The following is a 26,874-nucleotide window of genomic DNA, read 5'->3' on the forward strand; positions in this document are numbered from 1 at the left end:
TAAAGGAAACTTTCCGCCCGCGCGTCGGCGGCCCCGGCAAAGTTGGGCCCCCGCGAAAGCTGTGAAAACTATTGCACCCTGATGGCGATGCGCTGAAACTTATCTTCGTGACCACGCTCCTGCGCCTCGTCCTGGTGGCACTCACCGCCGCGCTCGGCACCGTCGTCGTCCCGGCCGCCCCCGCCGCCGCCGTGACCGCCCGCGCGGCCTGCGCGACCGATCCGGCCACCCCCAAGCGCCAGCTCCGGGCGATGTGGATCTCCAGCGTCGCCAACATCGACTGGCCCAGCCGGACCGGCCTGAGCGTCTCCGCCCAGCAGGCGGAGTTCCGCGCCTGGCTGGACCTGGCCGTCCAGCGGCGCATGAACGCCGTGGTCGTGCAGGTCAGGCCCACCGCCGACACGTTCTGGCCGTCGTCGCTCGAACCGTGGTCGCAGTGGCTGACCGGCACCCAGGGCGGCAACCCGGGCTACGACCCGCTCGCGTTCATGGTCACCGAGGCGCACAGCCGCAACCTGGAGCTGCACGCCTGGTTCAACCCGTACCGGGTGGCCAACCACGCCGACCCGAACCAGCTGGTCTCCTCGCACCCGGCCCGCCGCAACCCCTCCTGGCGCTTCGCCTACGACGGCAAGCTCTACTACAACCCGGGCCTGCCGCAGGTGCGCGGCTTCATCGAAGACGTGATCATGGAAGCGGTCACCAGGTACGACATCGACGGCGTCCACCTCGACGACTACTTCTACCCGTATCCCGCCGCCGGCCAGACCATCCCGGACTCGGCCGCGTACGCCCAGTACGGCGGCGGCTTCGCCAGCGTGCACGACTGGCGGCGGGAGAACGTCAACCTGCTGGTACGCGAGCTCGACCAGCGCATCCACGCGGCCAAGCCGCACGTCGCCTTCGGCATCAGCCCGTTCGGCATCTGGCGTAACTCCGGCACCGACCCGCTCGGCTCGGCCACCTCCGGCCTGCAGTCGTACGACGCCATCTACGCCGACACCCGCCGATGGGTGAAGCAGGGCTGGGTCGACTACATCGCGCCGCAGCTCTACTGGCACATCGGCTACTCCGTCGCCGACTACAGGGTGCTGATCGCCTGGTGGGCGGACGTGGTCAGGAACACCGGCGTGCGGCTCCTGGCCGGCCAGGCCTCCTACCGGGCCGGGGTGAGCAGCCACGGCGCCGACTGGCAGGACCCGGACGAGCTCAGCGACCACCTGCACCTCAACCGGCAGCACCCCGAGGTGGCCGGCGACATCTTCTTCAGCGCCAAGGACGTCAGGGCCAACCGGATCAACTCCTTCTCCATCCTCGCCGCCGCCCACTACGCGAAGCCGTCGCTGCCGCACCCCCGCGGCCCGGCCGCCGCCCCCGCCGCGCCCGCCATCACCTCCGCCACCCGCGGCTCGACCGGCGTGTCCCTCGCCTGGAACGGCGGCGGCACCGCCTACGCCGTCCACCGGGTGAACGGCACCCCCTCGGCCGCCGACCCGTGCGCGTTCGCCGACGCCCGCAACCTGCTCGGCACCACCCGGTCCAGGACGTTCACCGACACCACGGCCGCCGCAGGGACCGCCTACACCTACTACGTGACCGCGCTCGCCCGCACCCACCAGGAGAGCGCGCCCAGCGCGGGCCGCGCGGTGACCGCCTCGGGCGGCGGGTTCTCCGTCACCGTGGACAACGCCGACGCCGCCTTCACCGCCGGCGCCAACTGGGGCTCCTCCGCGTTCTCCGCCGAGCGCCACGGCGCCGACTACCGCTTCGCCGACCCGGTGGCCGCCAGCGACCCGGCCTGGTTCCGGGCGAGCATCCCGAGCGCGGGCACGTACCGCGTCGAGGTCTGGTATCCGGGCAACGCCGGGTACAACAGCGCGACCCCGCACATCGTCGCGGCCTCGGGCGGCAACCAGACCGTCACCGTCGACCAGCGCACCGGCGGCGGCGCCTGGCGGAGCATCGGCACCTTCTCCCTGAACGCGGGCACGTACAACGTGGTCGGCGTGAGCCGCTGGACGACGACGGCCGGTTACGTGATCGCCGACGCGGTGCGCATCACTCGAATCTGATGCCCGCCAGCCGCGCGGCGGTCTCCCGGTCCAGCACCCGGGCCGTGGCCGCCGGGGCCGGGTCGCCGGCCCGGACGCGGGCGAGCAGCGCCGCGCAGTGGCGCCGGTGACGGGCGAACGTGCGCCAGGGGACGACCCGGCCCCTGGCGCGCTGGCCCGCCATCGCCGCGCCGGCGGGCACGTCCAGGATCACCAGATGGAAGCCCGCGCCGGCGCGGCGGGCCAGCCGGGCGAAGCCGCGCAGCACCAGCGGGCCGCAGCCCCGGTTGTGCGCGACCACCGACTCGCCCCGCCCGAGCGCGGCCCGGATGCGCCGGATGTGCGTGACGAACACCACGGCCGTGCGCACCGGCTTCGGCGCCCAGGCGAGCGCGGCAGCCCAGCGCAGCCGGGACTGCATCGAGTCGACGACCGTCGCGCCACCCGCCCTGACCGGGGAACTCTCGGCTCCGGTCAGCGGGTAGAGGCGGCCCAGCAGCGTCGACTTGCCCGCCCCCGGCAGCCCGGTGATGATCACCAGGGAGCCCGCGGGGTAGCACAGCGGCTCGGCCGCCTTCCTGGCGGAGGGAACCGGGGCGGTCAAAGGCGCACATCCTCCCAATAGGACGGGAGGAGTATAGGGCTACGAACCACCCGGGCGCTGGTGACCGAACCTGACGGGTTCGGGCCCGCCGAGCCGCACGACCGGGTCGGCCAGCACCCTCTCCTCCGCGTCGCTCTCCACGGCCGGCTCGATCACCGGCTCGGTCTCGCCCGCGGCCACCATCCTGCGCGCCAGCCGCTCCCGCAGCCCGGCCGCCTCCTTGACGTGGGAGCGCAGCCCGGCCAGGTTCACCAGCTCGTGCGGGTCGCTGGCCAGGTCGTACAGGGCCTGCTCCCGGTAGCGGGGCGCGGCCTGGTCGTGCCACCCGTCGGCGTCCTCGGCCACCACGTAGTACTTCCACCGTTCCGTGCGGATGCCGCGGCCCACCTCCGACTCGCTCACCTGGAAGAACACCTCCTCCGGCCAGTCGGCGCGGGCGTCGCGCAGCAGCGGCAGGAACGAGCGGCCCTGCATCTCCTCCGGCACCGGCAGCCCGGCCGCCTCCAGGAGCGTGGGCGGCAGGTCGATGGTCGACACCGGCCGTGCGATCGCGCCGCCGCCGTCGAAGCCCGGCCCGCGCAGCGCCAGCGGCACCCGCAGCGAGGCGTCGTGGCAGGACCGCTTGTACTCGTCGTTGCGGGTCTTGAAGTGGCTGCCGTGGTCGGAGGTGTAGGCCACGATCGTGTCGTCCAGCAGCTCCATGCTGCGCAGCGCGTCCAGCAGCCTGCCGAGCCCCTCGTCCAGCCGCTTGATCTGGCCGAGGTAGCCGCCCAGGTGCCGGTGCGCGGTGCCGCCCAGCGCGGCCAGGTCGGGCGGCAGCCAGCTCCCCTGGTAGCGCTCCTCGTACCCGTCGGGCGCCGGGTAGTTGTCCACCTCGTTCTGGTGGTGCGGCTCGATGAACGACAGGAACAGGAAGAACGGCTCGCGGCTGTGGTCGGCGACGTAGCGGATCGCCGCGTCGACCAGCGCGTCCGAGCGGTAGCCCGGCAGGAACACCGGCTCGCCCGCGTCGTCGTAGGTGATCGTCCGGTAGGCGTCGGAGGTGAACTCCAGGATGTTGGACGCCAGCCAGCTCCGGTAGCCGCCGCGCTCGTCCGCCGGCACCGGATCCCGGCTGCCCAGGTGCCACTTGCCGAGGTAACCGGTGGCGTAACCGGCCGCGCCGAAGTGGTGGGCCAGCGTCCGCTCCTCCGGCGGCAGCACGATGCCGTTGCGGTAGACCCCCGTCGTGGTCGGGTAGCGCCCGGTCTGCAGCGCCGACCGGGCCGGCGCGCACACCGGCTGCGGGGTCAGCGCCACCGCGGCCTGCGTCCCGTACCTGGCCATGCGGTCGAGGTTCGGGGTGAAGGCCGGGCCGACGGTGTCCCACCGCTGCTGGTCGGTGAGGACGACGATCACGTTCGGGCGCACTCGATGACTCCTAACGAAGGCCGGTCAGCGCGATACCGCGCACGAAGTATCGCTGGCTGACGATGAACAGCACGGCGGTGGGGACGAACAGGATCACCGAGCCCGCCGCCGTGAGATGCCAGAGCGTGAAGTACTCCTGGTTGAACAGCGTGAGCCCGACCGGGATCGTCCGCATCTCCGGCGTCGTGGTCGCCACCAGCGGCCACAGGAACTCGTTCCACTGGAACACGAACGTGAACAGCCCCAGCACGGCCAGCGCCGGCCGGGTCTGCGGCAGGATGATCCGCCGGTAGATCGCGAACTCCGAAGCGCCGTCGATCCGGGCCGCGCTGATCAGGTCGTCCGGGATCGGCTGGATGAACTGCCGCATCAGGAAGATCCCGAACGCGTCCATCAGGAACGGGGTGATCAATCCCTGGTACGTGTTGATCCACCCGAGATGCGCCATGAGCACGTACAAGGGGATCATCCGCACGAAGAACGGCACCATGAGCGTCGCCAGCAGCGCCACGAACAGCGTGTTGCGCAGCGGGAAGCGGAACTTCGCGAACACGTAGCCGACCAGCGGGTCGAACAGCAGGTGGGCCAGCGTGATCGCGCCCGCCACGACGAGGCTGTTGACGATGAAGTCGCCGAACGGCGCCCGCTCGAACAGCTCGGCGTAGTTGCCCCACTGCGGGCTCTCCGGCACGATCACCGCCTCGGCCGCGAGCGTCTCCGCCTCCGTCTGCAGCGACAGCGAGAGCATGTAGAGCAGGGGCAGCACCATCACCAGCGAGGCGACGGTGAGCATCAGGTAGATCAGCGCGCGCCGCATCAGTACTGCACCTCCCCGCGCCGTCCGGCCCGCAGCTGGATCAGGGTGAAGGCGACGATCACCACCAGGAGCAGCACCGACTGCGCCGAGGCGTAGCCGAAGTCGCGGGCGCGGAAGGCCACGTTGAAGATGTGGAACACCGACAGGTCGGTGGCGTCGCCCGGCCCGCCGTTGGTGATGATGTACGCCTGACCGAAGGCCTGGAGCCCCGAGATCACCGCCATCACCGACACGAACAGCGTCGTCGGCGCCAGCAGCGGCAGCGTGATCCGCCAGAACCGGTGCCAGCCGTCGGCCCCGTCGATCTTCGCCGCCTCGTGGAACGTCTCCGGGATGCCCTGCAGCCCGGCCAGGAACAGCACCATCGTGTAGCCCGCGCTCTGCCAGAGCGTGATCGCGGCGATGGTGAGCAGCGGATGCGTGTTGAGCCACTGCTGCTCGGGCAGCCCGACGGCGGACAGCGACCGGTTCAGCACGCCCAGCTCCGGGTCGAGGATGTTGCGCCACAGCAGCCCGACGATCGCCACCGACGTCAGGTAGGGCACGAGCAGCATCATCCGGAACGCCACCCGGCCCCGCAGCGGCCGGTCCAGGGCCAGCGCCAGGCCTAGCCCGAGCACGATCGACCCCGCCACCACCGCCACCGCGAACGCGACCGTCACCAGGAACGAGTGGCGCACCGACGGGTCGGCCAGGGCCTGGGCGTAGTTGCCCAGGCCCGTGAACCGGTCCGCCTGCGGCCCGGTCATCAGGCTCGTGGAGACCACGTTCCCGATCGGCAGGTAGAAGAACGCGGCGAAGAACAGGATCGCCGGCAGCAGGAACAGGTAGGCGGTGCGGGCGTACCTGGCCGACAGGGTGCGCGGGCGGAGCACGCTCACTTCAGGAAGCCCTTGGCCGTCTCGGCGAGGGCCTCGATCGCCTCCTCCGCCGGCCGGTTCTGGATCACCACCGACTGGTACATCTTCTTCAGCTCCTCGTCGAACCTGCCCGACTGGCCGGTCAGCCGGATCTCCTGGCTGGAGTCCTGGGCGTAGCCGAGCGCATCGGCGAAGGGCTTGATCAGCGGGTCGTTCCCCACCTCGGGCAGCTCGGCCCAGGAGACGCGCGGCATGAGCATGCCGACCTCCTCGGTGGCCGCCCGCTCGACCTCCAGGGCGGTGATGCGCTTGATGAAGTCCCACGACAGGTCGGGCCTGGCGGCCTTGGCCGGCACGAGCAGGCTGGTGCCGGCCGCGTTGGTGGCCTGCCCGTCCTTCTTGAGCGGGGCGGCCAGGCCGAGCTCGATGTCGGGGCTGGTCTCCTTGATCGGCCCGAGGTCCCAGGGGCCCGTGATGATCATCGCGGCCCGCCCGGCGGAGAACAGCTTCTGCGGCCCCGAGTAGTCGGTGCCCGACACCGGCACCGGCGCCACCTTGTGCCTGTGCACCAGGTCGGCCTGGAACCGCATGGCCTCGACCGCCTTGTCACGCGGCGTCAGCACTTCCTTGGTGCCGGGGTCGTAGTGGCGGACGCCGGCCTGCAGCAGCCAGGGGTTGGCGTAGGTGTGGTCCTGGTTGAGCGCGATGCCGTACACGTCACCCTTGGTGAGCTTCCTGGCCGCCTCCAGCAGTTCCTCCCAGGTGGTGGGCGGCTGGACGCCGGCGGCGTCGAGCATCCCCTTGTTGTAGAAGAGCAGGGTGCACGTCAGGTGGAGCTGCACCCCGTACACCTGGCCCTGGTAGGAGTTGCGCTCGACCGTGACCGGCTGCCAGTCGGCGGGGAAGCCCATGGCGGCGCCGTCGCGGTCGACGTACTCCTGGAGCGAGCGGGCGTTGCCGGAGAGCGCGAACTCCTGCACCCACCCGCCGGGCTCCTCGACCACGTCCGGCACGACCCCGGAGGCGAAGTCGGCCAGCAGCCGGGTGCGCAGGTCGGGCCACTGGTACTTCTGGAAGTTGACGGTGACCTTGTTGGCCTGCTCGAACTCGGCGATCACCTTGCGGTAGGCCTGGTAGTCGTGGCCGGCGTTCCAGTAGACGGTGAACGTGCCGGGCTCGGCGCCCGGCGCGGGCGGGGCGCCCGCGCACGCGGACAGGAGGGGTACGGTCGCGGCGGCGGAGGCGAGGCGGAGCAGGTCCCGGCGGGAAAGGTGGGGAGACATCTGCGTCGGTTTCCCTTCTAGGAGGAGCCCCTCCGCACGAACGTCCACGGGCGGACGATCTCGCGGGCGGGCGGTGGCTCCTCGGCCTGGAGCCGGTCGAAGAGCAGGCGGACGACGTCGGTGTAGTCGTGCCGGATGGGGCCAACGGTGCTGAGCTGGGGGTTGGTGATGAGGCCTTCGTCGATGTTGCCGACGCCGACCACCGCGACGTCGGCGGGCACGCGCAGCCCGGCGTCCCTGACCGCCCAGATCGTGCTGATCGCGGCCCGGTCGCTGGCGGCGAAGACGGCGTCGGGAGGGTCGGGGGAGCGCAGCAGACCGGTCGCCGCCTGGTAGGCGCTCACCCGGTCGTCGGCGCCCGACACCACGGTCCGCTGTTCGATCCCGCGGCGGTCGAGCGCCGTGTGGTAGCCGAGGAGCCGGCCGATCGGCCGGTCGCGGTAGAGCTCGTAGCGCTGGGCCAGGAACGCGACGCGCCGCCGCCCCTGGGCGATCAGGTGCTCCACCGCCTCGGCCGACACCTCGGTCTCCGGCGCCCGTACGACGTTGCAGCCGGGCGGCACGGGGCCGTTGCCGATCACGACGGTCGGCAGCCGGGCGGACACGACCTGGGCGAGCAGCTCCTCGGTGAGGTGGTCGCCGACGTTGTTGACGAGCACCGCGTCCGCGATGCCGCCGCGCAGCACGTCGACCGCGGCCACGGCGCGGGCCTCGGAGTAGACGGCCAGCGTGACGACGGAGTATCCGTGGCCGTCGGCCATCTCGTGCAGGTCGCGGGCCAGCCGCTCGTCGGTCGGCACCCCGCCGAACGAGCCCTGGACCAGGCACACCCGCTGCGTCCTGCGCCTGCGCAGGCTCCTGGCGGCCTGGTTGGGGGTGTAGCCGAGCCGGGCGGCGGCGTCGAGGACGCGCTGCCTGGTCTCGGCGCCGACGCGCCGGTCCCGCCCGCTGAGGACGTACGAGACGGTGGCGGTCGACACCCCGGCCAGCTCGGCTACCTGCTTGGCGGTGGGTCGCATGTTATACGTATAACGTAGTAATTCCTATATGTAAACGGGGTTTTGGTGACCGCGCGATGATGCCTGATGCCTCTGCTGTACGAGGCGCGGTCCCGTACGTTCCCGCTCATAGTTAATCGTTTAACACTCGCCGCGCTCCCTGTGAAGAGGTCAGCGGGAACTCGGCGTCAGCGCACGGTGTCCACGATCGCCTCCGCGGCGGGGTGCCAGGGCCGGCCGGGCGGGCCGGTGAGCACCAGTCTCCTGGTGACCCGCTGGTCGAGCGGCACCAGGACGAGCCGGGTGTCGATCATCGCGGCGGTGAGACCGGGCACGACGGTCACCCCGACGCCGGAGCGCACCATGGCGAGCAGCGTGCCCATCTCGCGGATCCGGTGCGTGGGCGTGAAGGGCACGCCTCCCCGTCGGAAGACCTCCCTGATGTGCGGCTCGCAGCCGCCGCACGACAGCAGGAAGGCGTCGTCCGCCAGGTCCGCCATGCTGACGGACGGTTCCCCCGCGAGAGGGTGGTCCCGGCGGAGCAGGGCGTGGAAGGCGTCCTCGCCGACGACCGCCCCGGCGCCCGGAGGCGGATCGACCAGCACGGCGAGTTCGACGGTGGAGTCCGCGAGCCAGTCGGCGACCTCGTCGTCCTCGCCCTCGAACACGGTGATCTCGACCTTGGGGAAGTCGGACCTCCAGCGGTTCAGCAGGCCGGGAAGGAGCCCTTGGCACACGCTCGGCGGGGCGGCCAGCCTGATGGCCCCGCTCGGCACGCCGTCCCGCCGCGCGACGAGGTCCTCGATGGCGACGGCTGCCGCGACGGCCGCGCGGGCGTGCGCGAGGATCCGTTCGCCGAACGCGGTGGGCCGAGGGCCGCCCTGGCGGAGCAGCACCGGAGTGCCGAGCGTCCGCTCCAGCGCGGCGACGGAGTGGGAGACGGCCGACTGGCTCACCCCGAGGCTGTCGGCCGCGGCGCCGAAGCCGCCTTCGTCCAGCACCGCCACGAACGCCTTCAGCTGCGCGATGTGCACCGTCATGAGCATCCTTCATGGCATCCGTGGTCCAACTTGTTGGACTCATGATTCCCGCGTGAGCAGGATGCCGTCCATAGCCACACCGAGGGAGGCCGGATGCGCTGGATGCCGGGGTTCGTGATGCTGTCGGTCATCTGGGGGGCGAGCTTCGCGCTGATCAAGATCGCGGTCGAGGCGGGGGTCCCGCCGCTGTGGGTCGCGTTCTGGCGGTGCTTCTTCGGCGCGCTGGCTCTCCTCGCGGTGTGCGCGCTCCGGCGCGAGCGCCTCCCCCGCGACCGCACCGTGTGGGGGCACGCGCTGGTGGTGGCCGCGCTGCTCAACGCGGTGCCGTTCACCTTCCTCGCGTACGGCGAGACGCTGGTGAGCTCGGTGCTCGCCGGGGTGTGGAACGCGACGACGCCGCTGACCACGCTGGTGTTCGTCATCCTCATGGTGCCGCAGGAGAGGCCGACCGCCCGGCGCCTGCTCGGGCTGCTCGTCGGCTTCGCGGGGGTCCTCGTGGTCCTCGGGATCTGGCAGGGCGTGGACGGCGCCCCGCTGGCCGGGAGCCTCGCCTGCCTGGCGGCGACGACCTGCTACGGGGCCGGTTTCGCCTACACCCGCAGGTTCTACTCCGCGCGGGAGGGCTCCGCCGCCGCCCTGTCGGCCGTGCAGATCGTCTGCGCGACCGCCCAGCTGGCCGTCTTCGCTCCCCTCGGCGGTGGCGGGCCGTCCTGGCCGGGCGTGCCGGCCGCGGCGGCGCTCGTGGTGCTCGGCGCTGTCGGGACGGGTCTGGCGTACATCCTGAACCTGCGGGTGATCCGCTCGGCCGGGTCCACGGTGGCCGCCACCGTGACGTACGTGACCCCGGTGTGGTCGACGTCGCTCGGCGTGACGCTGCTCGGCGAACCGCTGGGCTGGAACGTCGTCGCGGGCGGGGTCCTCGTGATCGCCGGGGTCTTCCTCTCGCGCACGGACCGGGCGGCGCCTGGGGTCCTCTCCGGGTCCCGGCACGCCGCGTCCCGGGATCCGGAGAGGACCCCGGGACATCCCGTCAGCCGGCGTCGAGGGCTGCGGTGATCTTGCGGGCCATCTCCGCCATGACTGGGCCGGGCTCGCCTTCCTGTGCCCGGGCGGCTGCTTCGACGGCGATGAGGACGGTGTCGCGGAAGTCGCCGGCCGCCGCCGGATCCTGCCGCTTGAGCAGGCTCATGGCCTCCGTCAGGGCCGGCAGCACATGGTCGGCGAGCGCGGCCACGGACTTGCCGTTCAGGTCGATGTCTCTGGTCTTCTCGGCGAGCGCGTGCCCGACCGGGCCGGTCGCGGAGTACAGAGCGACGGAGCCGCCGGTGGCGACCTTGTGGGGCTTGCCGGAGGCGGCGGCCAGCAGCGAGACGGCGCCGTAGGCGGCGGTGCGCAGGGTGCGCTTGTCCTGGTCGGTGAGGGTGATGGACATGGTGGTGTGCTCCTTCGCGGGGTCGGTGTCAGTCGTCGATGGCCTGGTAGAGCGTGGTCCAGAAGTCGTGGATCAGCCGCGCGGGATCCGGGACGGACAGCCCGACCTGGGTGAGCAGGATGCCGACGAGCCGGTTGTGCGGGTCGGCGTAGCTCGTGGTGCCGGTGCCGCCGTCCCAGCCGAACTGGCCGACCGGAGCGTAGTCGCCGCGGTAGGTGCGCACCGCCATCCCCACGCCCCAGCCGCCGTGCTGGCCCTGGCCGTGCGAGATGTGGACGTTGTCGACGGCCGTGGCGGTGCGGGCGGCGGTCTGCTCGGGCGTGAGCCGGTTGGTGGTCATGAGCTCGACGGCGGGCCGCGACAGGATCCGCCTCCCTTCGTGCACCCCGCCGTTGAGCAGCATCCGGAAGTAGGCGTGGTAGTCGTCGACGGTGGACACCAGCCCGCCGCCGCCTCCCTGGAACGCCGGCGGCTCGCTCCACCGCCCTCCCTTGGCCTCGTCCCACACCAGGAACTCGCCGGTCTGCGGGTCGGGGGCGTAGAGAGCCGGCAGCCGGTCGAGCCGGTCGGCGGGCACGTGGAAACCGGTGTCGTTCATCCCGAGCGGGTCGAAGACGCGCTCGCGCAGGAAATCCTCGAACGACCGGCCGGTGACCCGGGCCACCAGCACACCGAGCAGGTCGTTGCTGATCTGGTACTGCCAGTGCTCGCCGGGCTGGTGCATCAGCGGAAGCTCGCCCAGACGGCGCATCCACTCGTCAGGCTCGGGCATCGGCACCGGCAGGTTGGGCGTGAGCCCTCGCTCGAAGACCGCGTTCATGATCGGCGTGCCGAGCGCCATCATGTCCATGCCGAGCCCGAACGTGGAGGTCAGCAGGTCACGTACGGTGATCGGCCGCCGCGCCGGCACGGTGTCGTCCAGCGGGCCGTCGATCCGCCTCAGCACCCGCCGGTCGGCCAGTTCGGGCAGCCATGGCTCCACCGGGTCGTCCAGCCGCAGCCGGCACTCGTCCAGCAGCACCATCGCCCCCGCGACCGTGACCGGCTTGGACGTGGAGGCCATCCGGAAGATCGTGTCGCGGCTCATCGGCGCGCCGCCGTCGCGGTGCATCGTCCCGAGCGCCTCGACATGTGTCCGGCCGCCACGGCTGACCAGGGCGACGAGCCCGGGGATCTTCCCGGAGTCGACATGCTCGGCCAGCACCTCGCGCATCCTGCGTAGCCCTGCCGCGGAGAAGCCGCCGTTGCTGTGTTCCATCATCATCCCCTCGCTCACCGTCTGTTCGGAAATCTTTGAACACCTGGAAAGCTACATTGCATTCAAGAATCAGTCAACACAAAAAGGCATACATCCTTCCTGTTCAAGCAGGATCTAGATGCTTGCATTGCAATAAGGATGGAGCTGAACGCAATGAATGATCAAGCAGGCATTGCAACAGGCTCGGAGTGAATGCATACTGTGCAGCGAGCGCGCGCATGCCGGCGGATGGGAGACGAACACCGATGCCCGGAGGCAGACTCACTGACGAGGACCGTCGGCACATCGCTGAGGGGCTGGCCGAGGGGCTCGGATACGCGGAGATCGGCCGGCGCCTGGGGCGGCCCGCCTCGACCGTGATGCGGGAGGTCGCCCGCAACGGCGGGCCCGACGACTACCGTGCGGACCGGGCCCACGAGGCCGCGCGGCATCGTGCGCGCCGGCACAAGCCGTCCCGGCCGCCGGCGCCGCCGATCCCCGACGACGACCACGGGCGTGATCCCCGAGCGGTGCTCGACTTCACGGAGTCCTTCACCGAGCTTCTCGTCCAGCAGGGGCTGCCCCGGATGGAGGCCCGGGTGCTGGCCTGCCTGTACATCACGGACTCCGGCACGCTCACCGCCGCCGACCTGGTCCAGCGGCTCCGCGTCAGCCCGGCGTCGATCTCGCACGCCATCGCCTTCCTCGAACAGCAGGGAATGCTGAGGCGCGAGCGGGTTCCCGGCGCGCGTCGCGAACGCTATGTCGTCGACGACGAGATCTGGCTCCCGAACCTCCTCGCGGCTCTGCGGATGAACGAGGCCCTGGCGGCCGCGTCGCGGCGCGGGGCCGAGATCCTGGGGGTCACGACGCCGGCGGGCGCCCGCTTCGAGACCTCCGCCGAACTCCTCCTCCTCCTGAGCGAGGCCTTCCGGCAGGTCATCGAGCGGTGGCAGCAGAAACCGGCCCTCCGGGGCGAACGCGCGGACGGGCCCGGCGTGCGCAGGTGAGAACTGCCGGACGGTTGCGCTTTATATGAAGACCGGTCTATTTTCACTCGTGTGGGACGCAAAGGGGACCAGACGCGGGCGCGGCTGCTCGACGCGACGCAGGAGCTGATCGAGGCCGGGGGATACTCCGCCGCCGGGCTCAACCAGGTGATCGCCGCCAGCGGCATGCCCAGGGGATCGCTCTACTTCCACTTCCCCGGCGGCAAGGACCACCTGGTCGCCGAGGCGCTGCGGCGGGCCGGCCGGGAGATCGAGCAGGCCGTGCGTGACCTCGCGGACACCGCCCCCGACACCGTCTCCCTGGTGACCGGCGTCATCCACCTGCTGGCCGACCGGCTGGAGGCGTCGGGCTGGCGCAAGGGCTGCCCGGTGGCCACGGTCGCCCTGGAGATGGCGGCCGGGAACGACGCCCTCCAGCAGGTCTGCGCCGAGGTCTACGACTCGTGGGAGGCCATCCTCCGGGAGCGGCTCGCCGCCGGCGGGCATCCGGACGCTGACGACACCGCCACGACCGTCCTGGCCCTGATCGAGGGCGCGCTGCTGCTGGCCAGAGCGCGACGCAGCCGCGAGCCTCTGGACCGGGCGGCCCGGAAGGTCGCCGCCCTGCTGTGAACGACGGCCGGGACCGGCCGACCCATGCCCTCAAAATATGTAGACCGATCTATTTTCAAGGAGTTGCCATGCGACCCGACTCGATCGTCTTCGGCGCCGCGGGTTTCGTCGGCCGTGCCCTGGTCGAGGAGCTCCTGCGGCGCGGCCACGGCGTCGCCGCCGCCGTCCGCGGCGGGGGAGACCGCCTGGCGTCCGCACTCGCCGAGCGCGACTTCCCCCTCGACGGCCTCCGCGTCGTGACCGCCGACATCACCCGCCCCGGCCTCGGTCTGGCGGACGACCTGGCAGACGTACGCGACGTCTACAACACCGCCGCCCGGTTCGCCTTCGGCCTGGGCGTCACGGAGGCGCGAGCCGTGAACGTCACCGGTGCGCTCAACGTCCTCGACTGGGCCGCCACCCTGACGTACCTGCGCCGGGTGGTGCACATCAGCGGATACCGGGTGAGCGGTGGCGGCGCCCCCGACTACCGCAGGCTGGGCGCCTACGAGGGGTCCAAGCGGGAGGGCGACACGGCGGTACGGGCCCGCGCCCGGGAGCGGGGCATCCCGCTGACCATCGCCAACCCGGCCACCGTGATCGGCCCCGGCCAGTTCATCGGCCTCGCCTCGCTGGTGTCCGACCTCTGGCGCGGCCGGCTGCCCGCCGTCCCGGGAGGCCCCGAGGTGTTCGTGCCCGTGGTCGACCTCGGCTATCTCGCCGCCTTCCTCGCCGACCTCCCCGCGGACGAGAGGACCGAGGGCAACGCCTACTGGGTGCTCGACGAGGAGACACCCCACCTGCCCGACCTCGTCAAGCTGATCGCCGCACACCTCGGAGTCCCGGCGCCGGAACGCACGATCCCGGTCGGGCTGCTGCGGCGCCTCCCCCGTACGATCACCGGAGTCGAGCCGGAGACCCTGTCCTTCCTGTCCGCGGACCGTTACGACACCGCCTCCGCCCAGGCTGTCGCCAGGCGTCCCATGCCCCCGGTCGGACGGGCGCTCAAGCGGTGGGCCGACGACCTCGTCGCCACCGGCTTCGGCACGTCGGCCCCGCCGCGCGGACCGTACGGGTTCCACCGGGTCGCGGGCAGCGCGACGTGGCTGACCGGGGAGCGCGAGCACCCGTCGCACGTCCTGCTGCACGGGCTGCCGCTCGACTCCGCGTCGTGGTCGCAGGTGGTCGAACGGCTCGACGCCCCCGTCCTCGCCGCCGACCAGCCCGGTCTCGGCCGGTCGTCCCCCGCCGACGGGCCTCTGGAGGACTGGCTGGCCGAGCTCCTCCGTACGGTCGGGAGCAGGCCCACGCTGGTGGCCCACTCCCTGGCGTGCGGTCCGGCCATCCGTCACGCGGCGGCCCACCCCGACGACCTCGCCCGCCTCGTGCTGGTCGCCCCGGCGTTCCTCCAGGCTCCCGCCCCGTGGCCGCGGCGCTCCTCGCTCGCCGTCCCCGTGCTGCGGCGCATGACCTCCGCCCGGCTGGCCCGCGCGCTCGGCGTCCCCGAGAGCCCCGCCACCGCCAGCGCCGCCGCGAACCTCGCCCGCCCCGGTCACGCCCGCCGCGTCGTCGCCGCCATGCGAGCCGCCCGCGCCGACCTCGCGAGCACGCTGTCCCGGGTGACGGTGCCCGTGGACATCGTCGTGGGCTCGGCCGACCCGCTGGTCACGCCCGTGGACCGGCCGGTGACGGTGATCGAGGGAGCCGGCCACTACCCTCAGCTGACCCATCCGGACGACCTCGTCCACGCGCTCGCCGGCGCGGGCACACCGCCCAGAATCGGCCTCTAGACTCACCGATCATGACGAACATAGACGAGCAGGGCAGGCCGGAGCCTCCTGTCAACGCCGACGAGACCGGCACCCTCCTGGGCTTCCTCGACTTCCAGCGTGCCACGTTCGAGTGGAAGATCGGCGGCCTGGACGCGGCCGGCCTGAACGTGACCGTCGCCGCCTCCTCGATGACCCTCGGCGGCATGATCAAACACCTGGCCTACGTCGAGGACTACTGGTTCTCGGCGTTCCTGCACGGCCGCGACGCGCACGCCCCGTGGGACGCCGTCGACTGGAAGGCCGACAGCGACTGGGACTGGCACTCGGCCGACCAGGACACGCCGGAGCAGCTCATGGAGCTCTGGCAGGACGCCGTGACCCGCTCCCGCGCCGCCGTCAAGGAGGCGCTGGCCGTCGGCGGCCCGGAGCAACTCGCCCGCCGCACCTGGCCCAACGGCGACACCCCCAACCTGCGCTGGATCCTGTGCCACATGATCGAGGAGTACGCCCGCCACAACGGCCACGCCGACCTCATCCGCGAGTCGATCGACGGCCTCACGGGCGAGTAGGCGACGATCAGCCCTTCGCGGAGTCGTACTCCTCGCGGGCTGTCTGGACGGCCGGGAGGCGGCGTTCGGTCCATTCGGCGAGGGAGCGGACCTGGGTGGCGGCTTCGCGGCCGAGGGGGGTGAGGGAGTAGTCGACGTGGGGCGGGATGACCGGACGGGCGTCGCGGCGGACGAAGCCGTCGCGCTCCAGGGTCTGGAGGGTCTGGGCGAGCATCTTCTCGCTGACCCTGCCGATCTCGCGGCGCAGCTCGCTGAAGCGGTGGGTGCGCTTCTCCAACGCCAGCAGGATGAGGACGCCCCAGCGGCTGGTGACGTGCTCCAGGACGAGCCGGTACGGGCACGTCTCCTCCGTGACCCTTACTTTCATGTCAGTACCTTACTTTGAAGTGTGTACTCCTTCCAGAGTGAGTTTCCTGCCTAAGCTGGGCGGAAACGGCAGAAGGGATATCACGCATCATGAGTTTCGTCGTCACCGGAGCCACCGGACACCTCGGCGGCCTGGTCGTGGACGGGTTGCTGAAGGCGGGCGAGCCCGTCGCCGCCGTGGTCCGCGACAAGGACAAGGCCGCCCGTCTCGCCGAGCGGGGTGTGGAGGTGCGGGTCGCCGACTACGACGAGCCCGAGGCGTTGCGTGAGGCCTTCCGCGCCGGCGACAGGGTGCTGTTCGTCTCCGGCAGCGAGCCGGGGCGGCGCGAGCCCCAGCACCGCAACGTCGTCGAGGCGGCCCGCGACGCGGGTGTGGCGCTGCTCGCCTACACCAGCGTGCTCGGCGGGCCCGAGGCCGACTTCGTCCTGGCCGCCGACCACAAGGCCACCGAGCAGGCCATCCTCGACGCCGGGGTGCCGTACACGTTCCTGCGCAACGGCTTCTACCACGAGGTCTACACCGAGACCATCCCCCAGGCCCTGGAACGCGGAGCCGTCACCGCCTCCGCCGGCGACGGGCGGATCGCCACCGCCTCACGGGCCGACTACGCTGCCGCGGCCGTCGCCGTCCTCACCGGCGAGGGTCACGAGGGCAGGGCGTACGAGCTGTGCGGCGACACGGCGTGGTCCTTCGCCGAGTTCGCGGCCGAGTTGTCGAAGCAGTCGGGCCGGGCGGTCGAGTACCGGCCCCTGACCACCGAGGAACACCGGGGCCTCCTGCTGGGCGCCGGGCTGCCCGAGCCGGTGGCGGACCTGGTGGCCGACATCGACCGGGCGATCGAGCGCGGCCTGCTCACCCGTACCTCCGACGACCTGCGGCAGCTCATCGGCCGGCCCCCGACCCCACTCGCCGAGGCCATCACGAGCGCGCTCAAGCACTGACCCGAGCTCTCGATGTGCCCAAGCTGAGACCCCTTGGTCAGCTCGATGGCTGAGCTTGTTCCGCTTCGGCGGCCTCGTGGTCGGCAGGGTTAGCCAGGCCGCTGTGCGGCCGGGGGAGGGGCGGTGCTGCCGCGGGGGACGAGGCGGGGGGCCTGGTCGCGGATGGCCTCGACCTCCTGTCCTTCGATCAGTGAAAGCAGCGCCCGCGCCGCGTGCGCGCCGTAGGCCGGGATGTCGCGGGTGAGCGCGCTGAGGGCGGGCCGGACGATCTGGGAGAGCGGCGAGTCGTCCCAGGCCACGATCGACAGGTCGGCCGGCACCCGGAGCCGCAGCTCGTCGGCGGCCGACATGCCCGCGACCGCCATGATGTCGTTGTCGTACATGATGGCCGTCGGGCGGGTGGCGGCGCTCATCAGCCGGCGGGTGGCGTGGGCGCCCTCCTCGCCGGTGTAGTCGGTGTGCATGATCGTGTGCCACTCCAGCCCGAGCTCCCGGCAGGCGGCGGTGAACGCCTGGTCGCGCAGGACGGTGTGGACGAGGTCGGGCAGCCCGGCGACGCGGGCGACGCGGCGGTGGCCGAGGGCGTGCAGATACTCGACCGTCTCGCGGACGGCGGCGGCGTCGTCGGCCCAGACGGGGGTGAGCGCGCCGGCTTCGGACGGGTCGCCGAGGACGACGGCGGGCATGCCGAGCTCGTGCAGCGCCGTGACGCGGGGGTCGGAGAAGCGCAGGTCGACGAGGATGGCGCCGTCGACGCGGCCCTCGCCCCACCAGCGCCGGTAGACCTCGGTCTCCTGCTCGGGGGCGGTGACGACCTGGAGCATGAGGGCGTAGGAGCGGGCGGACAGCTCGGTCTCGATGCCGCTGATCAGCTCCATGAAGAACGGCTCGACGCCGAGGATGCGGGCGGGGCGGCAGAGGGTGAGCCCGACGGAGCGGGCCTGCGCGCCGTTGAGCGCGCGGGCGGCGCTGTTGGGCCGCCAGCCGATCTCCTCGGCGATGGCCTTGATCGCCGCGCGCTTCGCGGGCGACACGCCGGGGCGGTCGTTGAGTGCGTAGGAGACGGCCACTTTGGAGACCCCCGCCCTGCGCGCGATGTCGGCGATCGTTGGTCGCTTCACCGAGCCCCCTGGATGTGAACCGGTTAGTCAGGTACGTGAACGCACCTTACTACCGGCGAGAAGGGCGCGCACCTGCGAAACCGTCGTTGGGAGCGCTCCCTCGGCTTAACCGGTCCTCCGAACGGTGCATCTCAAACTCGTTACGACCCTTGACGCGATCGTCGCGCCGATTTTACCGTCGCGGTACTTATCCGGTTCAGCGACAAGCCGTCCGCGACATTTCGGGAGCGCTCCCACAAGGCAGCAGCGGACGGCCGTGCGGCGGCGTATGTCCCGGGCCGCCCAACGTTCGGGGGTTGGACAGACGGTCGACCTCCGCCGACAAGGCGGGGGAAGGAGAGCACAGATGCAGACCCGGGCGCGGATTCTCATACCGCTCCTCGCGGCGGGCCTGGCCGCAGCCGCCTGTACCGGTGGCGGCGGCACCGCCGCACCGACACCCGCGACCTCCCAGGCGGGCAGCCCGCCCGCCCAGGGCAACGCCGGCGCGCTGCCCCGCAACGAGACGCTGTACACGACCGGCACCCAGTGGGGCCCGCCGGCCAACTTCAACCCGATCCGCGAGTGGGACTACGCCACCGGGACCAAGGGCCTGGTGTACGAGACGCTCTTCCACTACGACCCGAACGCGGGCAAACTCGTCCCCTGGATCGCCGAGAGCGGCAGCTGGACGGACGACAAGACGTACGAGGCCAAGATCCGCCAGGGCGTCACCTGGGCCGACGGCAAGCCGCTGACCGCCAAGGACGTCGCGTTCTCCTACGGCCTCGGCAAGATGGAGACCGTGCCGTTCCACAACATGTGGGACTGGCTGGAGAACGTGGAGGCGGTCGACGACCAGACGGTCCGCTTCTCCTTCTCCGAGGCCAACTACCAGGAGTGGGACTTCAACCTCTACAGCCGCGTGATCGTCCCCGAGCACGTGTGGAGCGGCCGCTCCGAGGAGGACGTGCTCAACGGCGTCAACGAGAACCCGGTGGGCAGCGGCGCCTACAAGTACCAGAGCCACGACCAGGACCGCGTGGTCTGGGTCAAGCGTGACGACTGGTGGGGCAAGACCGCGCTCGGCATGGAGCCCAAGCCCAAGTACATCGTGGACGTGGCGAACCCCAGCAACGAGGTCGCCATGGGCATGCTGCTGCAGAAGGGCCTGGACCTCAGCAACAACTTCATGCCCGGCGTGGCGAACCTGATCAACGGCAACTTCGGCATCACCTCGTACTACGACGAGCCGCCGTACATGCTGTCCGCCAACACCGCCTGGCTGGTGCCCAACACCACCAAGAAGCCGATGGACGACCCCGCCTTCCGGAAGGCGCTGGCCACCTCGGTCGACGTCAAGAAGATCGTCGAGGGCGTCTACGGCAACCTGGTCAAGGCGGCCAGCCCGACCGGCCTGCTGCCGCAGTGGGACCAGTTCGTCGACCAGGCCGTGGTGAGCTCCGACGGCTTCACGTTCAACACCGACGAGGCCAAGAAGATGCTGGCCGACGCCGGATACCGCGACCGCGACGGCGACGGGCTGGTGGAGAACAAGGACGGCTCCAAGATCAGCCTGACCATCGAGGTGCCCACCGGCTGGACCGACTGGATGGAGGCGGCCCGGGTCATCTCCAGCAGCGGCAAGGCGGCCGGCATCGAGATCACCCCCGAGTTCCCCGACTTCAACGCCCTGGTGGAGAAGCGCGGCAAGGGCAACTTCGACCTGGTCATCAACAACGAGCGCCAGCTGTCCAGCAGCCCGTGGACCTACTACGACTACATGTTCCAGCTCCCGATCCGGAAGGTGCAGAACACCACCAACTTCGGGCGCTACGAGAACAAGGAGGCCTGGGAGCTGGTCCAGCAGCTCGACAAGGTCAAGACGGACGACGTCGAGGGGATGAAGGAGGTCATCTCCAAGATCCAGAAGATCCACATGGACGACATGCCGATCATCCCGCTCTGGTACAACGGCATGTGGGCCCAGGCCAGCAACGCCACCTGGAAGAACTGGCCCTCCGCGGCGGAAGGCGCCCCCAAGCACGCGCCCACGATGTGGCGCAACTGGATGGAGCTCGGCGGCTTCGAGACGCTGACCCAGCTCCAGCCGGCGGCCGGCTGACCTGACACAACGGCGCCCCCTCCGCCCGTCCTCCGGGCGGAGGGGGTCCCTTGGGGAGATCTTCGTGCGCCAATACTTCGGCAGGAAACTGTTCATCTACGGCCTCACCTTCGTGGCCGCCGTCACGGTCAACTGGGTGATCCCGCGCTTCATGCCCGGCGACCCGGTCGCGAGCATGCTGGCCAGGGCCCGCGTCTCACAGCCCGAGGCCGTCGAGGCGATGCGGGTCTACTACACCAACCTCTTCGGCTTCGACGAGCCGATCTGGCAGCAGTACCTGAACTTCTGGGGCGCGCTCTTCCGGGGCGACTTCGGCATCAGCATCTACGTCTTCCCGGTGCCGGTGACCGACCTGATCATGGGCGCTGTCCCGTACACGCTGGGGTTGATGATCCCGGCGGTGCTGCTCAGCTACTGGGTGGGCAACCGGTTCGGCGCGTTCGCCGCGCGCAGGAAGCTGCTGGACAACACCGTGCTGCCGGTCGGCTACGTCCTCACCGCGACCCCGTACATGTGGCTGGCCGTGCTGCTGGCCTGGGGGTTCGGCGTGGTGGCCGGATGGTTCCCGATCGCCGGCGGCTACAGCTTCTCGCTCACGCCGAGCTGGTCCTGGACGTTCTTCCTGGACCTGCTGCACCACTGGGCGCTGCCGTTCCTGTCGCTGTTCCTGGTGGCGCTGGGCGGGTGGGCGATCGGCATGCGCAACATGATCATCTATGAGCTGGAGTCGGACTACTCCAACTACCTGGCCGCGCTCGGCGCGCCGGCCAAGCTGATCCGCCGCTACGCCTACCGCAACGCGATCCTGCCCCAGATCACCGGCCTGGCGCTGCAGCTCGGCGTGCTGGTCGCGGGCGCGCTGGTCACCGAGATCGTCTTCTCCTATCCGGGGATCGGCAGCCTGATTCTCAAGGCGATCCAGAACCAGGACTTCTTCCTGCTGCAGGGCTCGTTCATGTTCATCGTCATCGGGGTGCTGGTGGCCAACTTCATCATCGACATCGTGTACGTGCTCATCGACCCACGCACGCGCACCGGGATGGCGGGAGCGCAGGCATGACCGCGACGACGGCACTGCCCACCGAGGAGCGCGTGGTGCGCCGCGAGGCGCTCTACTTCGCCGTACGGAACCCGAAACTGGTCATCGGCTTCTCCATCGTGCTCGTGCTCGCGCTGACCGGCCTGTTCGGGCCGGTCATCCTGGGGGTGGACGCGCCCAACGAGTACGTGGCGATGCCGATGCTGCCGCCCTCGTCGGAGTACTGGTTCGGGACGACCACACAGGGACAGGACGTCTTCGTCCAGTTCGTGTACGGGCTGCGGACCACGATCCTGGCCGGCGCGATCGGCGGCGGCATCGCGGCCGTGATCGCCATGGTGATCGGGTTCGTCGCCGGTTACCGGGGCGGGATGGTGGACGAGGTGCTCAACATGCTCACCAACATCGTGCTGGTCATCCCGACCCTGGCCGTGCTGCTGATCATCAACGCCTACCTCGGCATCCGCAGCGTCGGCATGCAGGCGCTGCTCATCGGCCTCACCTCCTGGCCGTGGGCGGCGCGGGCGATCCGGGCCCAGACGTTCTCGCTGCGGTCCAGGGACTTCGTCGACCTGGCCAGGCTGAGCGGGGTTGGCACGCCCAGGATCATCGCGCGGGAGATCGCGCCGAACATGAGCTCCTACCTGTTCATGACGTTCATCCTGCTGTTCGGCAGCTCGGTGCTGATCGCCGCCTCGCTGGACTTCATCGGGCTCGGGCCCACGGAGGGCGTCTCGCTCGGGCTGATGCTGCAGAACGCGACCCAGTGGAGCGCGCTCCAGCTCGGCCTCTGGTGGTGGTTCGTGCCGCCGGGCGCGGCCATCACCGCCGTCGTCGGCGCCCTGTACGTGGCGAACGTCGGTCTGGACGAGGTCTTCAACCCGAAGTTGAGGGAAACATGAGTCTGCGGGTCAGCGAGCTGAGGGTGCACTACAAGACACTCAGAGGCGATGTGAAGGCGCTCGACGGGGTCTCCTTCACCATGGACGACGGGGAGATCCTCGGCCTGGCGGGCGAGTCCGGCTGCGGCAAGACCACGCTGGGCAAGAGCCTCATCCGCATGGACGGCCGGATGCGCCACGTCGGCGGCACCGTCGAGCTGGACGGCCGCGAGCTGCCGATCGGCGACGACCGGGCGATGAACGACTACCGCTTCCACGAGATCTCGCTCATCCCGCAGTACTCGATGAGCGCCATGAACCCGACCCGCCGGATCGGCAGGATGGTGACCGAGCTGCTCCGCTCGCGCGGCGTGACGCTCGACAGGAAGGAGCTGGAGAGCCGGATCGGCATGGTGGGGCTGCCGCGCGAGGTGCTCGACCGCTACCCGATCGAGCTGTCCGGCGGCCAGAAGCAGCGCATGGTCATGGTCATCTCCACGCTGCTCGACCCGGCGCTGCTGATCGCCGACGAGATCACCTCCGCGCTCGACGTGTCCACCCAGAAGGCGGTGGCCAAGGCACTGCTCGGCTTCCGCGACGGCGGCTACGTCAAGAGCATGATCTTCATCACCCACGACCTGGCGCTGACCTCGCACATCGCCGACACGGTCATGGTGATGTACGCGGGCAAGCTGGCGGAGAAGGCGCCGTCGGAGAAACTGATCAAGGCGCCGAAGCACCCGTACACGAAGCTGCTGATCAACTCGCTGCCGGAGATCGGCGTCCGCTACGAGGAACGCAAGCTGGCCGGCATCCCCGGCAGCCCGCCGTCGCTGCTCAACCCGCCGCGGGGCTGCCGCTTCCGCGACCGCTGCCCGCTGGCCGGCGACGAGTGCGCCGAGGAGCCGCCGGTGAACGAGATCGAGCCCAACCACTTCGTCGCGTGCTGGAAGGCCTGATGCTGAAAGTCGAGAACGTCACCAAGGTCTACAAGGTCGGGACCTTCGGCGGGCGGACGCTGACGGCCGTGGACGCGGTGAGCTTCGAGGTGCGGCCCGGCGAGGTCGTCTCCCTCATCGGGGAGAGCGGCAGCGGGAAGAGCACGATCGGCAAGATGATCCTCGGCCTGATCCCGATGACCGGCGGGACGATCACCGTCGACGGCGTGCCCGTCAGGCCGGGCCGGGACTACTACCGGTCCGTCCAGGGCGTCTTCCAGGACCCGTTCAGCTGCTACAACCCGGTCTTCAAGGCCGACCGGGTGTTCCAGCTGATCAAGGACAGCTACTACCCGTCGGTCCCCGGCAAGGAGTGGACCGAACGGGTCCACTCGGCCATCGAGGACGTGCGGCTCAACCCGCGCGAGGTGCTCGGCAAGTTCCCCCACCAGCTCAGCGGCGGCCAGCTGCAGCGCCTGCTGATCGCCAGGGCGCTGCTGCTCGACCTGAAGCTGCTGATCGCCGACGAGATCACCAGCATGCTCGACGCCTCCACCCGCATCGACGTGCTCAACCTGCTCGCCGAGCTCAAGGGCCGCGGGCTGAGCGTGCTGTACGTGACGCACGACCTGTCGCTCGGCCACTACCTGGCCGAGCGCACGGTCGTGCTGCGCAGCGGCGCGGTCGTCGAGATGGGGCTGACGCACAAGGTGTTCGACGACCCCCTGCACCCCTACACCAGGCAGCTCCTGTCGTCCGTCCCCCGGCTGCACGCCCCGTGGGAGGACGCCCCGCCGGTGGAGACCTGCCTGTATCACGAGCGCGGCGCGACCGGCGGCCTGTACGAGGCCGAGCCCGGTCACTTCGTGGCCTGCGCCAAGCTCGACGACTGCTGAAGGAGAACCACGTGAGCTCGTACCGACCCCTGCACGACGGCTGGGTCCTGTCGGCCGCATCGGGGGACGTGCCCGCCACAGTGCCTGCCACAGTGTCCGCCACTGTGCCCGGTTGCGTGCACACCGATCTGCTCGCCGCCGGTCTCATCGACGACCCGTACCTGGACGACAACGAGAACCGGCTGGCCTGGATCGGCCGCACCGCGTGGACGTACACCACCGTGTTCTCCTGGTCGGGCGACGAGCACGAGCGCACGGACCTGGTGTGCGAAGGGCTGGACACGGTGGCCGAGATCGCCCTGAACGGGGTGCGCGTCGCCGCCACCGCCAACCAGCACCGCTCCTACCGGTTCCCGGTGCGGCACCTGCTGCGCGAGGGCGAGAACACGCTCACCGTCACCTTCGGCTCGGCGCTGGAGTACGCCGAGGAGCGGCGGGCCGCGCTCGGGTCCCGCCCCGGCGCCTACGAGGCGCCGTACGCGTTCATCCGCAAGATGGCCTGCAACTTCGGCTGGGACTGGGGGCCCGCCCTGGTCACCGCCGGCATCTGGCGCCCGATCGGGCTGGAGAGCTGGACCGGCGCCCGGCCGGCCGCGGTCCGCCCGCTCGCCACCGTCGCCGCCGACGGCTCGGGCCGGGTGGACGTGCACGTGAGCGTCGAGCGCGCCACCGAGGCGCCGCTCACCCTGGTCGCCGAGGTGGCCGGGGTCTCGGCGGAGGTGCGGCTCGCCGCCGGTCAGCGGACCGCCGTCGTGCCGCTGACCGTGCCCTCGCCCAGGCTGTGGTGGCCTCGCGGGTACGGGGAGCAGCACCGCTACGAGCTTGCCGTGCGGCTCGGGGAGTCGTCGTGGACCGGGAAGATCGGGTTCCGGACGGTCGAGCTGGAACGGGAGGCGTTCAGGCTCGTCGTCAACGGGACGCCGGTGTTCGCCCGCGGGGTCAACTGGATCCCCGACGACTGCTTCCCGTCCAGGATCACCCGCGACCGGCTCGCCGCCCGCTTCGGCCAGGCCGTCGGCGCGGGCGTCAACCTGCTGCGCGTATGGGGCGGGGGCCTGTACGAGAGCGAGGACTTCTACGACCTGGCCGACGAGCTCGGGCTGCTGGTGTGGCAGGACTTCCCGTTCGCCTGCGCGGCCTACCCGGAGGAGGAGCCGTTCCGGTCGGAGGTGGCCGCCGAGGCGCGCGAGCACGTGACCAGGCTCGCCCCGCACCCCAGCCTGGTGCTGTGGTGCGGCAACAACGAGAACCTGGAGGGGCACGCCGACTGGGGCTGGCAGGACGAGCTGGCGGGCCGGAGCTGGGGCGGCGGCCTCTACCACGACCTGCTGCCGTCGATCGTGGCCGAGCTGGACCCGACCCGCCCGTACATCCCCGGCAGCCCGTTCTCGGCCGACCCCGCCGCCCCGCCGCAGGACCCGTCCACCGGCACCATCCACATCTGGGACGTCTGGAACCGGGAGGACTACCGCCACTACGCGACCTACACGCCCCGGTTCGTGGCCGAGTTCGGCTTCCAGGGGCCGCCCGCGTACGCCACGCTCCGCCGCGCCGTCTCCGGGGAGCTGGCCGCCGACGCCCCGCTGGTCCTGCACCACCAGAAGGCCGACGACGGCAACGGCAAGCTGCTGCGCGGCCTCGGCGACCACCTGCCCGCGCCGGATTCGTTCGACGACTGGCACTACCTGACCCAGCTCAACCAGGCACGCGCGATCACCTTCGGCGTCGAGCGGTTCCGCGCGCTGGCGCCGTACTGCATGGGCACGATCGTCTGGCAGCTCAACGACTGCTGGCCGGTCACCTCCTGGGCGGCGGTCGACGGCGACGGCAGGCGCAAGCCGTTGTGGTACGCGCTGCGCCGCCTCTACGCCGACCGTCTGCTCACCGTCCAGGGATCTTCGGTGGCCGTGGTCAACGACTCGGGCTCGGCGTGGCGGGGTTCGCTGCTGGTGACCCGGCTCGATCTGGACGGTAAGCCACTGGCCAAGGAGGTGCTGGAGGTCTCGGCCGAACCCCGGTCGGTGGTCCGGATGCCGCTCCCGCCTTCGGTCGCCACCCCCGACGACCCCTCCCGCGAACTCCTCTCGGTCCGCCTGGGCGACGAGCGCACCCTGTCCTTCTTCGCCGAGGACCCGGCCGTGGCCTTCCCTCCGGCGGCCTACGACACTTCCGTCGATCGGGTGACCGGCGGCTACCGCGTGACGGTCACCGCCCGCACGATCCTGCGCGACCTGGCCCTCTTCCCCGACCGCCTGGACCCCGCCGCCTCGGTGGACACCATGCTCGTCACCCTCCTGCCGGGTGAGACCGCCACCTTCCACATCACCTCGGACGCCGCCCTGGACCCGTCGGCACTCACCACCCACCCCGTCCTACGCTGCGTCAACGAGTCCTGAGCGGCGAGGCAAAGCCATCGAACCGACCAGCACCAGCAGGGCCGCGAGCGGATAGCACATCTGATGAGGCTCCCCCCACAGCCCGACGACGTAACCGCCCCACTCCATCAACGGGAGGGCGGGATCGTAGACGGTGACCGGCTCGATCACCGCCATCACCACCAACCCCCACGCGACCCGCCGCCCCACCACCTCCGGATCCGCCCGCCCCAGACAGGCGAGAAACCCGGCCAGCACCAGCACCGCCGGCAGCGCCCATCGCAACGCCACCTCCCCGATGGAGCCCAGGTCGGTGAGCAGCGGTGTCAACACCGGAGTCCCGGCGAAGTCGGCGGGCGGCTGGACCAGGCTGAAGAACACGGTCATCCTCCGTTCGTCCTCCGGCGGGTGCAACTCCCGCCACACCTCCCACCGCCACCAGGAGGGCAGGAAGGCGGCGACGGCAGCGACCGGCCAGGCGGCGAGGAGAGGACGCGGTAACGGGGGCACGACCGCAAACGGTACTAGCTGTAGATCG

At 70.9% G+C, this 26,874-nt stretch carries 25 protein-coding genes; 13 read left to right on the forward strand and 12 right to left on the reverse strand.

Annotated features, from left to right (window positions below; genetic code table 11):
• The first annotated feature begins 107 nt into the window (after window positions 1-107).
• A complete protein-coding gene (locus tag AB0K05_RS13915; RefSeq protein WP_364229249.1) occupies window positions 108-2,072 on the forward strand; it encodes a family 10 glycosylhydrolase in 1,965 nt (654 codons plus the stop codon).
• Here AB0K05_RS13915 and AB0K05_RS13920 read toward each other — a convergent pair.
• The 7 genes from AB0K05_RS13920 to AB0K05_RS13950 all read right to left on the reverse strand — a co-directional run bounded on the left by AB0K05_RS13920 (window position 2,059) and on the right by AB0K05_RS13950 (window position 9,063).
• Complete coding sequence (locus AB0K05_RS13920; protein ID WP_148035529.1) at window positions 2,059-2,655, reverse strand: AAA family ATPase; 597 nt, start codon at window positions 2,653-2,655, stop codon at window positions 2,059-2,061. The genes AB0K05_RS13915 and AB0K05_RS13920 overlap by 14 nt on opposite strands.
• Window positions 2,656-2,694: 39 nt before the next feature.
• Complete coding sequence (locus AB0K05_RS13925) at window positions 2,695-4,065, reverse strand: sulfatase-like hydrolase/transferase (RefSeq protein ID WP_364229251.1); 1,371 nt, start codon at window positions 4,063-4,065, stop codon at window positions 2,695-2,697.
• 10 nt (window positions 4,066-4,075) lie between these two features.
• The gene (locus tag AB0K05_RS13930; protein WP_148035528.1) at window positions 4,076-4,882 is read right to left on the reverse strand and encodes a carbohydrate ABC transporter permease; all 807 of its coding nucleotides are present in this window, start codon (window positions 4,880-4,882) and stop codon (window positions 4,076-4,078) included.
• Window positions 4,882-5,763 (reverse strand): sugar ABC transporter permease, encoded by an 882-nt coding sequence (locus AB0K05_RS13935; protein WP_364229253.1) that lies wholly within the window; start codon window positions 5,761-5,763, stop codon window positions 4,882-4,884. Before AB0K05_RS13935 ends, AB0K05_RS13930 begins: the two co-directional genes overlap by 1 nt.
• A complete protein-coding gene (locus AB0K05_RS13940) occupies window positions 5,760-7,025 on the reverse strand; it encodes an extracellular solute-binding protein (protein WP_364229255.1) in 1,266 nt (421 codons plus the stop codon). The genes AB0K05_RS13935 and AB0K05_RS13940 overlap by 4 nt, the downstream gene beginning before the upstream one ends.
• Before the next feature lie 17 nt (window positions 7,026-7,042).
• Window positions 7,043-8,044 carry a LacI family DNA-binding transcriptional regulator gene (locus AB0K05_RS13945; protein ID WP_364229257.1) on the reverse strand — a complete coding sequence of 334 codons (1,002 nt, stop codon included), beginning with the start codon at window positions 8,042-8,044 and terminating at the stop codon, window positions 7,043-7,045.
• 167 nt (window positions 8,045-8,211) lie between these two features.
• Complete coding sequence (locus AB0K05_RS13950; protein ID WP_271280298.1) at window positions 8,212-9,063, reverse strand: LysR family transcriptional regulator; 852 nt, start codon at window positions 9,061-9,063, stop codon at window positions 8,212-8,214.
• A 93-nt stretch (window positions 9,064-9,156) separates the two neighbouring features.
• On the opposite strand from AB0K05_RS13950, the gene AB0K05_RS13955 reads away from it, so the two are divergent.
• The gene (locus tag AB0K05_RS13955; RefSeq protein WP_345482655.1) at window positions 9,157-10,119 is read left to right on the forward strand and encodes a DMT family transporter; all 963 of its coding nucleotides are present in this window, start codon (window positions 9,157-9,159) and stop codon (window positions 10,117-10,119) included.
• Here AB0K05_RS13955 and AB0K05_RS13960 read toward each other — a convergent pair.
• Window positions 10,094-10,495 (reverse strand): hypothetical protein, encoded by a 402-nt coding sequence (locus AB0K05_RS13960; RefSeq protein ID WP_148035523.1) that lies wholly within the window; start codon window positions 10,493-10,495, stop codon window positions 10,094-10,096. The two genes, AB0K05_RS13955 and AB0K05_RS13960, sit on opposite strands and share 26 nt — an antisense overlap.
• Before the next feature lie 28 nt (window positions 10,496-10,523).
• A complete protein-coding gene (locus tag AB0K05_RS13965; protein ID WP_333485721.1) occupies window positions 10,524-11,753 on the reverse strand; it encodes a serine hydrolase domain-containing protein in 1,230 nt (409 codons plus the stop codon).
• Window positions 11,754-11,998: 245 nt separating this feature from the next.
• Here AB0K05_RS13965 and AB0K05_RS13970 point away from each other — a divergent pair, with 245 nt between their 5' ends.
• From AB0K05_RS13970 to AB0K05_RS13985, 4 genes are all read left to right on the forward strand, one after another.
• Entirely contained in the window at window positions 11,999-12,742 is a 744-nt protein-coding gene (locus AB0K05_RS13970) for a helix-turn-helix domain-containing protein (RefSeq protein WP_271277598.1), read from the forward strand.
• 51 nt (window positions 12,743-12,793) lie between these two features.
• Window positions 12,794-13,354, forward strand: a complete 561-nt coding sequence (locus tag AB0K05_RS13975) for a TetR/AcrR family transcriptional regulator (protein ID WP_271277599.1) — start codon at window positions 12,794-12,796, stop codon at window positions 13,352-13,354.
• A 68-nt stretch (window positions 13,355-13,422) separates the two neighbouring features.
• On the forward strand, window positions 13,423-15,123 hold the full coding sequence (locus tag AB0K05_RS13980; protein WP_364229260.1) for an alpha/beta fold hydrolase: 1,701 nt from the start codon (window positions 13,423-13,425) through the stop codon (window positions 15,121-15,123).
• An 11-nt stretch (window positions 15,124-15,134) separates the two neighbouring features.
• Window positions 15,135-15,674 (forward strand): DinB family protein, encoded by a 540-nt coding sequence (locus AB0K05_RS13985; protein ID WP_364229262.1) that lies wholly within the window; start codon window positions 15,135-15,137, stop codon window positions 15,672-15,674.
• A 7-nt stretch (window positions 15,675-15,681) separates the two neighbouring features.
• On the opposite strand, the gene AB0K05_RS13990 is transcribed toward AB0K05_RS13985, so the two are convergent.
• On the reverse strand, window positions 15,682-16,041 hold the full coding sequence (locus AB0K05_RS13990; RefSeq protein WP_148035518.1) for a helix-turn-helix domain-containing protein: 360 nt from the start codon (window positions 16,039-16,041) through the stop codon (window positions 15,682-15,684).
• An 89-nt stretch (window positions 16,042-16,130) separates the two neighbouring features.
• On the opposite strand from AB0K05_RS13990, the gene AB0K05_RS13995 reads away from it, so the two are divergent.
• Window positions 16,131-16,982, forward strand: coding sequence for an SDR family oxidoreductase (locus AB0K05_RS13995; RefSeq protein WP_364229264.1), 852 nt, complete (start codon window positions 16,131-16,133; stop codon window positions 16,980-16,982).
• 89 nt (window positions 16,983-17,071) lie between these two features.
• Here AB0K05_RS13995 and AB0K05_RS14000 read toward each other — a convergent pair whose 3' ends face one another.
• Window positions 17,072-18,103: a LacI family DNA-binding transcriptional regulator gene (locus AB0K05_RS14000; protein WP_271277603.1), complete on the reverse strand. Its 1,032-nt coding sequence runs from the start codon at window positions 18,101-18,103 to the stop codon at window positions 17,072-17,074.
• 346 nt (window positions 18,104-18,449) lie between these two features.
• On the opposite strand from AB0K05_RS14000, the gene AB0K05_RS14005 reads away from it, so the two are divergent.
• The 6 genes from AB0K05_RS14005 (at window position 18,450) to AB0K05_RS14030 (ending at window position 26,357) form a co-directional block, all read left to right on the forward strand.
• Window positions 18,450-20,207: an ABC transporter substrate-binding protein gene (locus AB0K05_RS14005; RefSeq protein ID WP_364229267.1), complete on the forward strand. Its 1,758-nt coding sequence runs from the start codon at window positions 18,450-18,452 to the stop codon at window positions 20,205-20,207.
• 64 nt (window positions 20,208-20,271) lie between these two features.
• Window positions 20,272-21,267 carry an ABC transporter permease gene (locus tag AB0K05_RS14010; protein WP_271277605.1) on the forward strand — a complete coding sequence of 332 codons (996 nt, stop codon included), beginning with the start codon at window positions 20,272-20,274 and terminating at the stop codon, window positions 21,265-21,267.
• On the forward strand, window positions 21,264-22,148 hold the full coding sequence (locus AB0K05_RS14015) for an ABC transporter permease (RefSeq protein ID WP_148035513.1): 885 nt from the start codon (window positions 21,264-21,266) through the stop codon (window positions 22,146-22,148). The genes AB0K05_RS14010 and AB0K05_RS14015 overlap by 4 nt, the downstream gene beginning before the upstream one ends.
• Window positions 22,145-23,086 carry an ABC transporter ATP-binding protein gene (locus AB0K05_RS14020; protein ID WP_148035512.1) on the forward strand — a complete coding sequence of 314 codons (942 nt, stop codon included), beginning with the start codon at window positions 22,145-22,147 and terminating at the stop codon, window positions 23,084-23,086. The genes AB0K05_RS14015 and AB0K05_RS14020 overlap by 4 nt, the downstream gene beginning before the upstream one ends.
• Window positions 23,086-23,961 (forward strand): ATP-binding cassette domain-containing protein, encoded by an 876-nt coding sequence (locus AB0K05_RS14025; RefSeq protein ID WP_364229270.1) that lies wholly within the window; start codon window positions 23,086-23,088, stop codon window positions 23,959-23,961. Before AB0K05_RS14020 ends, AB0K05_RS14025 begins: the two co-directional genes overlap by 1 nt.
• Window positions 23,962-23,972: 11 nt before the next feature.
• A complete protein-coding gene (locus AB0K05_RS14030; RefSeq protein WP_364229272.1) occupies window positions 23,973-26,357 on the forward strand; it encodes a glycoside hydrolase family 2 protein in 2,385 nt (794 codons plus the stop codon).
• Here the strand turns inward: AB0K05_RS14030 and AB0K05_RS14035 are convergent.
• A complete protein-coding gene (locus AB0K05_RS14035) occupies window positions 26,334-26,846 on the reverse strand; it encodes a hypothetical protein (protein WP_364229274.1) in 513 nt (170 codons plus the stop codon). The two genes, AB0K05_RS14030 and AB0K05_RS14035, sit on opposite strands and share 24 nt — an antisense overlap.
• Window positions 26,847-26,874 lie beyond the last annotated feature (28 nt).

This window comes from Nonomuraea sp. NPDC049486 (assembly GCF_040676925.1).
Taxonomy (GTDB): Bacteria; Actinomycetota; Actinomycetes; order Streptosporangiales; family Streptosporangiaceae; genus Nonomuraea; species Nonomuraea ferruginea.

What these genes read in the sequence shown, in the direction of transcription:
- AB0K05_RS13930 (WP_148035528.1), bottom strand. Translation starts at nt 4,882, where the DNA reads ATGCGGCGCGCGCTGATCTACCTGATGCTCACCGTCGCCTCGCTGGTG.
- AB0K05_RS13960 (WP_148035523.1), bottom strand. Translation starts at nt 10,495, where the DNA reads ATGTCCATCACCCTCACCGACCAGGACAAGCGCACCCTGCGCACCGCC.
- AB0K05_RS13985 (WP_364229262.1), top strand. Translation starts at nt 15,135, where the DNA reads ATGACGAACATAGACGAGCAGGGCAGGCCGGAGCCTCCTGTCAACGCC.
- AB0K05_RS13970 (WP_271277598.1), top strand. Translation starts at nt 11,999, where the DNA reads ATGCCCGGAGGCAGACTCACTGACGAGGACCGTCGGCACATCGCTGAG.
- AB0K05_RS14005 (WP_364229267.1), top strand. Translation starts at nt 18,450, where the DNA reads ATGCAGACCCGGGCGCGGATTCTCATACCGCTCCTCGCGGCGGGCCTG.
- AB0K05_RS14020 (WP_148035512.1), top strand. Translation starts at nt 22,145, where the DNA reads ATGAGTCTGCGGGTCAGCGAGCTGAGGGTGCACTACAAGACACTCAGA.
- AB0K05_RS13950 (WP_271280298.1), bottom strand. Translation starts at nt 9,063, where the DNA reads ATGACGGTGCACATCGCGCAGCTGAAGGCGTTCGTGGCGGTGCTGGAC.
- AB0K05_RS13940 (WP_364229255.1), bottom strand. Translation starts at nt 7,025, where the DNA reads ATGTCTCCCCACCTTTCCCGCCGGGACCTGCTCCGCCTCGCCTCCGCC.
- AB0K05_RS13965 (WP_333485721.1), bottom strand. Translation starts at nt 11,753, where the DNA reads ATGGAACACAGCAACGGCGGCTTCTCCGCGGCAGGGCTACGCAGGATG.
- AB0K05_RS13980 (WP_364229260.1), top strand. Translation starts at nt 13,423, where the DNA reads ATGCGACCCGACTCGATCGTCTTCGGCGCCGCGGGTTTCGTCGGCCGT.
- AB0K05_RS14025 (WP_364229270.1), top strand. Translation starts at nt 23,086, where the DNA reads ATGCTGAAAGTCGAGAACGTCACCAAGGTCTACAAGGTCGGGACCTTC.
- AB0K05_RS13945 (WP_364229257.1), bottom strand. Translation starts at nt 8,044, where the DNA reads ATGCGACCCACCGCCAAGCAGGTAGCCGAGCTGGCCGGGGTGTCGACC.
- AB0K05_RS13995 (WP_364229264.1), top strand. Translation starts at nt 16,131, where the DNA reads ATGAGTTTCGTCGTCACCGGAGCCACCGGACACCTCGGCGGCCTGGTC.
- AB0K05_RS14015 (WP_148035513.1), top strand. Translation starts at nt 21,264, where the DNA reads ATGACCGCGACGACGGCACTGCCCACCGAGGAGCGCGTGGTGCGCCGC.
- AB0K05_RS13990 (WP_148035518.1), bottom strand. Translation starts at nt 16,041, where the DNA reads ATGAAAGTAAGGGTCACGGAGGAGACGTGCCCGTACCGGCTCGTCCTG.
- AB0K05_RS13955 (WP_345482655.1), top strand. Translation starts at nt 9,157, where the DNA reads ATGCGCTGGATGCCGGGGTTCGTGATGCTGTCGGTCATCTGGGGGGCG.